Source organism: Micromonospora sp. NPDC050276 (assembly GCF_044459545.1).
GTDB lineage: Bacteria > Actinomycetota > Actinomycetes > Mycobacteriales > Micromonosporaceae > Micromonospora.
On record NZ_JBITJA010000009.1, the window covers coordinates 1 to 9,911 of the forward strand.

The 9,911-nt window shown below is 63.6% G+C and carries 5 protein-coding genes and 2 pseudogenes; 1 reads left to right on the forward strand and 6 read right to left on the reverse strand.

The genetic code is table 11. The annotated features are described in order from the left end of the window. Positions 1-182 precede the first annotated feature (182 nt). Positions 183-917, forward strand: a pseudogene (locus ACIBF8_RS20735) (IS630 family transposase); the annotation flags it as partial. A gap of 130 nt (positions 918-1,047) precedes the next feature. Here the strand turns inward: ACIBF8_RS20735 and ACIBF8_RS20740 are convergent. The 6 genes and pseudogenes from ACIBF8_RS20740 to cas3 all read right to left on the reverse strand — a co-directional run bounded on the left by ACIBF8_RS20740 (position 1,048) and on the right by cas3 (position 9,473). Next, a complete protein-coding gene (locus ACIBF8_RS20740) occupies positions 1,048-1,551 on the reverse strand; it encodes a MauE/DoxX family redox-associated membrane protein (protein WP_396784929.1) in 504 nt (167 codons plus the stop codon). Positions 1,552-1,574: 23 nt separating this feature from the next. Then, complete coding sequence (locus tag ACIBF8_RS20745) at positions 1,575-2,090, reverse strand: S26 family signal peptidase (RefSeq protein ID WP_396784930.1); 516 nt, start codon at positions 2,088-2,090, stop codon at positions 1,575-1,577. Beyond that, positions 2,050-3,783: an ABC transporter ATP-binding protein gene (locus ACIBF8_RS20750; protein ID WP_396784932.1), complete on the reverse strand. Its 1,734-nt coding sequence runs from the start codon at positions 3,781-3,783 to the stop codon at positions 2,050-2,052. The genes ACIBF8_RS20745 and ACIBF8_RS20750 overlap by 41 nt, the downstream gene beginning before the upstream one ends. A gap of 58 nt (positions 3,784-3,841) precedes the next feature. Then, a complete protein-coding gene (locus ACIBF8_RS20755; RefSeq protein WP_396784933.1) occupies positions 3,842-4,300 on the reverse strand; it encodes a hypothetical protein in 459 nt (152 codons plus the stop codon). Positions 4,301-4,833: 533 nt separating this feature from the next. Further along, positions 4,834-5,082 (reverse strand): annotated as a pseudogene (locus tag ACIBF8_RS20760) (transposase); the annotation flags it as partial. A 1,622-nt stretch (positions 5,083-6,704) separates the two neighbouring features. Continuing rightward, positions 6,705-9,473 (reverse strand): CRISPR-associated helicase Cas3', encoded by a 2,769-nt coding sequence (gene cas3, locus ACIBF8_RS20765; RefSeq protein ID WP_396784935.1) that lies wholly within the window; start codon positions 9,471-9,473, stop codon positions 6,705-6,707. Between the last annotated feature and the right edge of the window lie 438 nt (positions 9,474-9,911).

The following is a 9,911-nucleotide window of genomic DNA, read 5'->3' on the forward strand; positions in this document are numbered from 1 at the left end:
AACCTCACCAAACGCATCACCAACGAAACCACCCCAACCTGGCGAGATAACTGAAGGCGGCATCACTCGCAAAATACGTGAATGAGACGCCCTCTGAGATGGGTCTGGCCTGCCTGGACCCTCGATGGGCGGGTGGCCGTCCCCGCCGGATCAGTGACGACGAGACCCACAACCGCGGCCCGCGCCGGGTGACGATCGGCCGGGAACGGCTGCGGGAGTTCCTGCACGAGCACGACATCACCTTCCAGCGGACCAAGACGTGGAAGGAGACCAACGATCCCAACGCCGAAGCCAAGCTCGCCAGGACCGAGCAGGTCACCACCGCGTTCCCGGACCGGGTCTTCGCCTTCGACGAGTTCGGCCCGCTGACCATCCGACCGCACGCCGGCGCGTCCTGGACGCAGGCCGGACACCCTGACCGGCTCCCGGCGAACTACCACAAGCTGCACGGCGTCCGGCAGTTCCACGCCTGCTACAGCATCGGCGACGACACCATGTGGGGCGTCGTGCGCAGACGCAAGTCCGCAGCCAACACCCTCACCTATTTCAAGACGATCCGCACCGCCCGGCCGGACGGCGCACCGGTCTACGTCATCCTCGACAACCTGTCCGCGCACAAAGGCAAGCAGATTCGGGCCTGGGCCGCCCGTCACCGGGTCGGGCTGTGTTTCACCCCGACGTACTCGTCTTGGGCGAACCCGATCGAGGCGCACTTCGGCCCCCTGCGCATGTTCGTCGTCGCCGGGTCCAACCACCCCAACCACCCGGTCGCGACCCACGCCCTGCACGACTACCTACGCTGGCGCAACGCCAACGCCCGCCACCCCGACGTCCTCGCCGCCCAACGCCGCGAACGGGCCCGAATCCGCTCCGAGCGACAACGCCGATGGGGCCACACCAGTCGCACCGCAGCATGACCCACCCGGCAAACGTTTCCGGTCAGAGCACTAGCGGAGTCCAGCGCCAAACCTCTATTCGAGCGGGACACAGTCATCGTTCGATCACTCATTTCACTTCCGTCCACGCTCTGGCCAGCGAGCCGAGACATCAGCGGATCAGGTATCCGATGTCCTCGATGCGGGAAATCGCGAGTCCAATCACTAGCGCAAGGACTATAGGGAGCACGGAGGAGGTGCCAAGGTCAGCGCCGACGGCGCCGACACCCGAGATGATGAGAATTATCCCGTTACGCACGAAGTGGACTGTGCTCACATCTTGGGCGCCCCGGCCGAAACAGTTGCACACGATCTGCCGGCCCATCCTGACCGCGATAACCATAGCCAAGGTGAAAGACAGAAGAAGCGCTATAGCGAGAAGCAAGCCGATGATCGCGCTTCCATCGAAGGCAGTGAGAGCGACGACGGCAAGTTCGGCTGTGATAACCGCCCCGGCTAACGTTGTGCGTACAGATTTGGGGAGATTGCGTCCGAACCACGCGTCCAGCGATTCGGAAAATTCCTTATACGATCGAAGGCTTCCCAGTTTTCCTGCGACTGCGATTGCAAAGGTAAAGCAAATGACCCAGCGGGACATTATGGCGGCGTGTGACATTATCACACTATCTCCCTAGGCATTTATCGGTCATCAGCGATTTCTAGTTTCGTTGCGGCCTGCCTGGCTGTGAGCCACCTTAGCGGGACCAGCCCACAAACGGTGACCGCCACGACGGCGGAGACGGGGATATAACCGAGTTGCCGCGAATCGAGGCTGCGTGCGGCGTCCCCGCGGACCAGCAATACTCCCGGAGGTACGATTCGACCAAACGATTCGGGAAAGTCGAAGGGAACTGCCTCACCGGAGACGGCGGCGACACGTTTGACCAGATATGAATCACGCTGCCCTAGCTCGTTCTCGGAGCGGAAGACGATGATCGATCCGCTCTGCCAGGACCAGCAGCGTGCCCCAACTAAGAGATCATCGTCGAAAAGGGTAGGTGTCATACTGTCCCCCCTAACGCGTACGATGATCAGCGCCGAGCGTATCGTCGCGACTAACGCAAATGCTGCACACAACGCAATCAATTGCCACATGCATTCCTCGGGCAATCTATTATTGGTAGGGCGCGGCTTGCGTGCGGAACATTTCGGCATAGGTTCCGTCGTTGGCCATTAGGGTCTCATGCGTACCCGTTTCACAGACACGGCCATCGGTGATCACAGCGATGCGGTCCGCATCGCGAAGGGCACTAAGCCGATGTGAGATGAGGATAGAGGTACGGCCTTTGCGTAGTTGCAGCATGGCCCTATTGATACTCTGTTCGGCTAGGGCGTCGAGATTGGAACTCGGCTCGTCCAGCAGCAGAAGATCCGCGTCGCGGCGCATCACTGAACGGGCCAATGCCAAACGCTGCCCCTGTCCGCCGGAGAGCGTGGTTCCGAGTTGTTGATCGGTTTCCTGAAAGAATATACGGCTGAGCATAGTGTCATAGCCGCGCACAAGGTCTTCGGCCACCGTGTGAGCACCGCTGATTCGCGCGGCAGCTTCGACCTTTGCCCGGTTTGTCAGCTCCTTGACGTCGCCGACTCCGATGTTCTCTGCGACGGTGAGGTCGTAGATCGTGTAGTCTTGAAAGGCGATGGATATCCGGCGCCGCAAGTCAGGTATAGAAATCTGTCTGAGATCGACGCCATCCCATGTGATACGCCCCTTGTCGGGGTCATAAAACCGGCAGAGCAGCTTGAGTAATGTGCTCTTCCCGGCACCATTGACACCGACGACGGCGAGGGTATCCCCTGCCGTGATGGCGAGGTCGAGTCCCTGGAACACCCACGGGCGATCTTCGTCATAGCGGAACCAGACGTCTTCGAACACGATCTCTTTCCGAAGCGACTCGGGCGGCCGCGTGCCGCTTCGCATATCCGGCGGTGACACGACGATGGCCGAATAGTGGCCGAAGAGGCGCAGTTCCTTACCAACCCCGGCCAAGGCCCTGCCCATGCTTCCCAGGCTGGACTGGACTCCCGTGACCGCAGCCAGGAAGATCACAACGTCGCCTGGGCTCAACATCCCGAATGCGGCCCTGTAGGTCACGTAGACCATTCCCGCCGCCACAGTGACCACCGTCAGCAGCGAGTAGGCGCCCTGGTTGATCGCCGTACGGGCTTCCTCTGCGATCTCTTTGGCGTCGGCCGCCCGGGCATAGCCGTGCATTCTTTCGTGGAACAACTCTCCGAGGCCGAGCAGTTTAACCTCTTTGATCGTATCTAGACGGGTGAGCAGCAGCTGGTAGGAAAGTCTTCGTCGGTTGAGGGCCATAGCCGATTCGATGGTCTTGGCGTTCGACCTGGCCAGTGATCTCTGTGACGCCAGCATGGGAGCCCCCGTCACCATCAACAGCAGCGCCATCGGCCACCAGGTCGCCAGCAGGACGCCGGCGAACCCCCCGATCGTGATCGCGGATCGGAGCAGTTCGAGGGATGAGCTGAGCACGCTGCACGGCGCTGCGGAGCCTGCCTGCAAAGCAAGGTTAAGTTTGTTCTGGAACTCTGGATTCTCGAATTTCCGCAATCCATGCTGTTGGGCTAACGCCGCGTGCAAATCGCTCTCGGCCGTCAACTTCACAGTTCTTTGGTGAATGCCGATAACCAGTGACGAAAGATTGCCGAATACTGTGCTCAGGCCGCTTATCCCCACCACCGCCACGGCGAGAAAAGCAAGTCCTCCGGCGCCTACGCCAGGACGGCCGGCGCTGAGCCCATCGACAAGCGCACGCGTGGCCCACGCAGCGGCCACAGGGAAGACACTGACGAGGAGCATCGTCGAGATCGACGCGATCCAGAGCAAGGGAGAGGAACTCCATCCCAGCCGAAGGCATGCCCAAAGCATTCGTTTGCGGCTGGTCTTAGCCTTCATTTACAGTCTGCCGCGTTTCCGATGTCATGCGGCTGGAGGCGTATGTGACGACACCGTCCACGATATTCAGGACAGCGGGGTATGCGGATACCTTCATCGCCTTGCGCGCTGGATGCGAAATCGGATCGATCAGCGCGACCACGGCATGATCGGGAAGCGCCTCGATGACGGTTCTTACCTCGGGGTCGGATGCGGAACCTCCAAGGAAAACGACGAGTGGAGCGTCATCGGCACAAGATCGCGCGAGCTCTTCGACGATAATGCTGCAGGAACTGCATCCGGAAATCAGGAAGACCGCCGAACTGGGGCCATGTGCAAATATCGCCTCAGATATGGTCCTCCCATCGAGCGTCGTGGCGATGAATTCGCCGACCAACGTTCCTGGCTCGGGTAGATCACTGTGAGGCTTTGGTTGCCCGGCCAGTTCCATCTCGCGCACACGACGCACGAGGGCAAGTGTAACGAAAATGTTAGCAGCCAGGAGTAGACTGACAACCCACATGACGAACGACGACATTAGCATCTCTCAGGGTACTCAGCATTGCATGACCTACGTGGAGCGTGCCGAAAAACCAAACCTCGAGAGATATCTGGCACCTGACCCCACAATAAAGCGACTAAGAGCTCGTACCAGGGTTGCTAGCAGCTTACGTAGACGCAGCGTCCGTTGCAGTCATAGACCATTTTCTTGATGGTATATTCGTTATTTATCATGACTATTGAGCAGCCCAAGCACTGCTGTCCCCGCTCGGGAACGCACGCGCCGGCATCGATGTTTGGCAGGGCAATCGCGAGGACATCGGCCCACATAGAGCGGGCAGCACGTGATTTGGAGAGTAGACGCATGTTTCTCCTCTGGTCGGGATGGTCCGGGAGACCATATTGTGAGCTTTGCTAAGGCGAAGCTTCCTCACGGCACGGTACAGGGGCATCGGGACGGTGGCAATGCATGTGTCCATCAGAGCGCGTTTCACATTGCTGTCAGTCGGGTGTGTCGAAGGTGCGGCGTTGTTGGCGGGTGGCGGGTTCGCCTCGGGCGAGGCGGCGGAGCATGCCGCCGAGGGCGGCCCATCGGATCATGGCCTCTGACGTTGCGCGGTGGGTTTCGTAGTCGCGGGCCAGGCGGCGATGGGCGGTGATCCAGGCCAGGGTCCGCTCCACGACCCAGCGGCGCGGGTGCACGACGAACCCTCGTTGGTCGGCGGGTTTGCGGACGATCTCGACGGTGGTGCGGAGCAGGTCGCGGGGTTGACGGTCTTCCCCGCATGCGCGGGGGTCCTCCGCTGCTCACGATCGGCCTCTACACGGGCGTCGAGTCTTCCCCGCACGCGCGGGGGTCCTCCGGTGCTGCACGTCGCGCGCTAGGCGTTCACTCAGTCTTCCCCGCACGCGCGGGGGTCCTCCATCTGCCACCGACACGGCACGTCATGTGCGCCCGTCTTCCCCGCACGCGCGGGGGTCCTCCGCGTGTCCGGTCCGCCGCGTACTTGCCGCGCACGTCTTCCCCGCACGCGCGGGGGTCCTCCGCACGACATCCACCCAAGCCTGCGGGAACGGCAGTCTTCCCCGCACGCGCGGGGGTCCTCCGCAGGTGCTCGCCGGCTACCGGGCGCAGGTCCGGTCTTCCCCGCACGCGCGGGGGTCCTCCCGGGTTCGCTGAGGCGCTGCGCGATGCGAACGGGTCTTCCCCGCACGCGCGTGGGTCCTCCTCTTGCTGAGAACACCCCGGGCCTTGACGCGTCTTCCCCGCACGCGCGGGGGTCCTCCGACGATCATGTAGGTGGCGATGGGCCACCGGTCGTCTTCCCCGCACGCGCGGGGTCCTCCCCAGACCGCTCGCTTCCGCGCCTACGACGGCCGGTCTTCCCCGCACGCGCGGGGGTCCTCCGTAGTAGCCACCGGGCAGCGGGAACGCGACAGCCGTCTTCCCCGCACGCGCGGGGGTCCTCCCGTCGTCGTGCAGAACCTGACCACCCTCGGCAGGTCTTCCCCGCACGCGCGGGAGTCTCCCACGCCCTCACCGCGTACCGGGACCGCCGGGCCGTCGTCTCCGCACCCGCGGGGGCCTTCCCTTTGCCCGTACGGTTGATCGGCATGGAGGCAAGTCGTCCTCGCACGCGCGGGGATCTTCCGGAGGGCGATCCTCTGCGGGTGTGGACCAAGGTGTCGTCGTCCCCGCACGCGCGGGGTGATCCGAGCCAGGGATCCCAGTGGCCCCGGGTCCTCGTGTCGTCCCCGCACGGGGGTCCTCCCGTCACCGCCATCCTCGGAGACGGCGCGCTCGGGTCGTCCCCGCACGCGCGGGGGTCCCCCCTCCTGGTATCCGGTGGTGTCTCAATCGAGGGCAGTCGTCTCTGCATTCATGGAAGACTTGCTCGCGAGGTCGCTCCGCAGCGGCCGTTTCCGGCTCGCTGAGCAAGACCAGCACCAGCAACGACGTGGGGGCACCGCTGCCGGCCAGGTCGCGTCAGGACGGCGTTGGTGCTGGTTAGCCGACGGTGTCAACGCCGCTTCAATCGTTTTCAGGCGAAGCCGACAGCCGACAGAGGGGCCAGAGTCGCCTCGACCGAGGATGGGTTAGCTGCGTAGGTGACTGTGGCTGGAGCCGTCGCACGATCTCTTCGGTCCCACCGACGCACGCAGCATGGCCCGACGACACGTCTCTCCACAGAGGGGAACAGCCAGCGAGGATTACAGGCACTGCCGAATGCCCCATCGGTACGGGACTGCTAACCGCCTGCGGCTTCTGCGACGCGGACCGTTAAGCTGCTTTTGCCTGGCCAACGCTGGGGTCATCCCGTCCCGTGGGTGAACGACACGTAGTCCCTGCCGCGCAGGGGTTCTCACCTCGATCACGCTCGCTCATCGAGCAAGCCGAGGTGCTTGTCGTACGTCAGTCGTCGACCGCCGAGGATGACAGAGTTGTTCTCGTCGAGGATGAGGGCGGGCGACTTCGACAGCCAACCGTTGCCGTACCAGCCGGCCAGAGGAACGAGCCTGCGTGCCGCTTCAGTTACAGCGGGTCGAGCTGGTAGCCGTACCGTTGACCCGACCACCTCCTCGGCGAGCGCAGTTTCGCCAACATCCCCGGTGGGGCCGAGGCTGCGTCCACCGAGGGTGAGGTATCGGCCGCCGGATTGCCGGACGAGCACCACCTCCACGGACTCGGGCCCGTCCCGCACCACGGCAGCCATCTCGTCGTCGCTGGGTGCGTCACCGGTCGCCCGCTGGTGCAGGCCAGCAAGGGTCGGCGCACCAAGCTCACTCTCGCCGGCCAGGAGGAACACCTCTGCCGCTCGCTGCCGCCTGCGCTCTTCGACCTGCCAGGCAACGTGCGCCGCGACGGTCGCTTCCTGCCATGACTCCGGAACGAGGTCGGTGGTGCCATATCCACTGCGCACCAGGTCAGGGACGTCGGCGGGAATGCTCCAACCATCACCCGCAGCAGCGTCGGTGACCAGCGCAGCGGACCGGAGCAGCGCGTACCGCCCGTAAATGTGCTCGCTGCCAGATGGAAAGACCGGCGGCCCGGTGGGGGTTGTCCTCATCCCGGCGACGAAGACCTTGGGTGGCCGGGTACGGTCGGGGCGGATGTGCCGATGCACGCGTCCAACTCGCTGAAGCAAGAGGTCGATCGGCGCCAAGTCGGTAACGAGCAGGTCGGCGTCCACGTCAAAGGATTGCTCCGCGAGCTGGGTCGCTACCACGATGAGTCGTGACGGTCGCGTGACACTTTCGTCGGGTGGCCCCAGCAGATCCAGAGCTCTCGCGGTACGCGCCGCGCGCTCGGCGACGGTCAGCCGGGCGTGAAGAAGGATCACCTCATCGGTCCCCCATTTTTCGACCAGCGCCTCATAAGTTTGCTGTGCACGGCCAACCGTGTTCCGGATCACCAGAGCGCAGCCCTCGGCACTCAACTCATCGTCTAGGAGGTTCACCAACAACTCCGGGCCATCGCCCGGAGACTCCTGTAGCAGGTCCACCACGAGTGGGGTTGTCGTCCGCCATGACGCGGTCGTGCGGGCGGCACACGTCGCAGCGTCGTCGGTCGCTGTCAGGGCGTGAAGCACCGGGTAACCGGAGGTTCCGACCTCGGGCGGCAGGTCGACAGCCCGCCGCCGTTGCACGCCTTGTACGTAGGCCCGCATCAAACTCTCGCGCTGCCAGGGCGGCAGTGTCGCCGAAAGCAAGATCACCGGCACGCCGGCATCAGCCAACCACCTCAACGCCTCGTGCAGGAACTGCGACATATACACGTCGTACGCGTGCACCTCATCGAGAATCACCACCCGCCCGGCAAGGCCGGCATGCCGCAACATCACATGCTTGGTACGGGTCGCCGCGTACAGCAAATGGTCAATGGTGCCTACCGTGACCGGCATCAGCATGCCCCGCTTCGCTCCGAGGAACCACTGCGCCGGCGCGTGCTCGGGACGTACCGACCGACCACCGCTGCCGATCTCAAACTCGTCATCGCAGCCAAGGTCGTCAACCCCGGCAAAGAAAACTTTCTGCTGAAGGGCATTCCAGCGCGGGTTGAACATCCGCTTGCCGTGCAGGAGGCCCACCGGCAACTCCGGGTCCACCTGGTGTGCCCACCGAAGCACCCGATCAAACATCGGGTCACTGGTCGCCTGGGTCGGCATGCCCACGAATATGCCGTCGCAGCCGAACCGTCGGCCGAGCACCTCGGCGGCGGCAAGGGCGCCCTCCGTCTTCCCTTCACCCATCGGTGCCTCGAGGATTAACAAACCCGGCACCGCCATCTGCTCCGCCAGGTCGACACAGGCTGCCTGCAACGGACGGGCAGCCTTCCCGAACCGCGCCGCCACCAAATCCGGCACTCGCCGGTATGGCGAGATACCCCAACCACCCCGAAGCTCCAGCTTCGTCCAGGCTTCGGCGGCGCGACGACGAGCCTTAGACATGGACACCTCGGGCAGGCCGAAAATACCCGTAAAGTGTTCACTGCTGGCGATCCAATCCGCCATGATCACAAAGCCGGAAAGCCCGAGCTGCGCACCGCGACGCGGCACCTTCACCGGTGCCAGACTTGAAAGGTCGATGTCAAGGGCGCGTGCCACGGCGTGAACCAGAGCTGCCTGGGATGCTCTCCAGGCTTCGCTGCAGCCTTGCGCGTTGCGGAGCCTGCGAGCGGCGTTGAAAACTCGGCCGCGAGACGGAAGTAGACCGTGGTGACCAGCAATCAACGGCCATACCCAGGCGACTGAATCCTGGCTCCAGCCTGCCTCGAGTAGCACCGACTCAATGACAACCGCGCCGGCCGAGGTGTGATGCCATCTGGTCGACTCCCGGTCCAACGTGCGCCAGGTGAGACCGGCCGCCCTAACCGCTCGGGCCAAACCGTCGACCTTGCCCTGAAACGCCGGCGAGGCCTTACCAACGTCATGACACCCACACAGCAACGCAAAAAATACGCGCCCGTTGCCGCCAGACAGATCGTCCAGTGCGCTCTTCAGACGGGGAGCAAGGTAGTGATCCCAGACCAGCTCCGCGACCGCCGCAGTGTCCAACAAGTGCTGCAGGAGCAGGTTCGGTCGCCCCCCAGCATCAGACTTACCCCAGAACGCAGCAAGAGCAGCGGCATGTTCGGACGACATGTCCCGGGACTGTAGGAGCCGCGTCCGACAAATCCTGGCCCACACAATGACCGAGTCGCATTCCCGACAGACAACACAGTCAACGATCGCGAGAAGATCTGAACGGTCACTCAGCTCCATGCCGCCGCGCCTTGAACACGATGGCCCACACGATGCCGACCAACGTTCCCCTTGGGCAGATGTCTACAGTCCATCCGGCGGCAACGGCACCTCGGTGGCAACTAGCCGCCCAGAACGGACAATGCCTCTACTAGTGGGAGAGCCGAAGGCCACGGCGATGACCTCATGACCAAACCGATCATTTTCGCGCCTGCCGGGCGATAGAACCGCAGGTCAACAAGTGTCGTCCCCGCACGCGCGGGGGTCTTCCGACCTCTTCGCCCGCGCCGGGATCAACGACGGGGTCGTCCCCGCACGCGCGGGGGTCTTCCGCGGGGG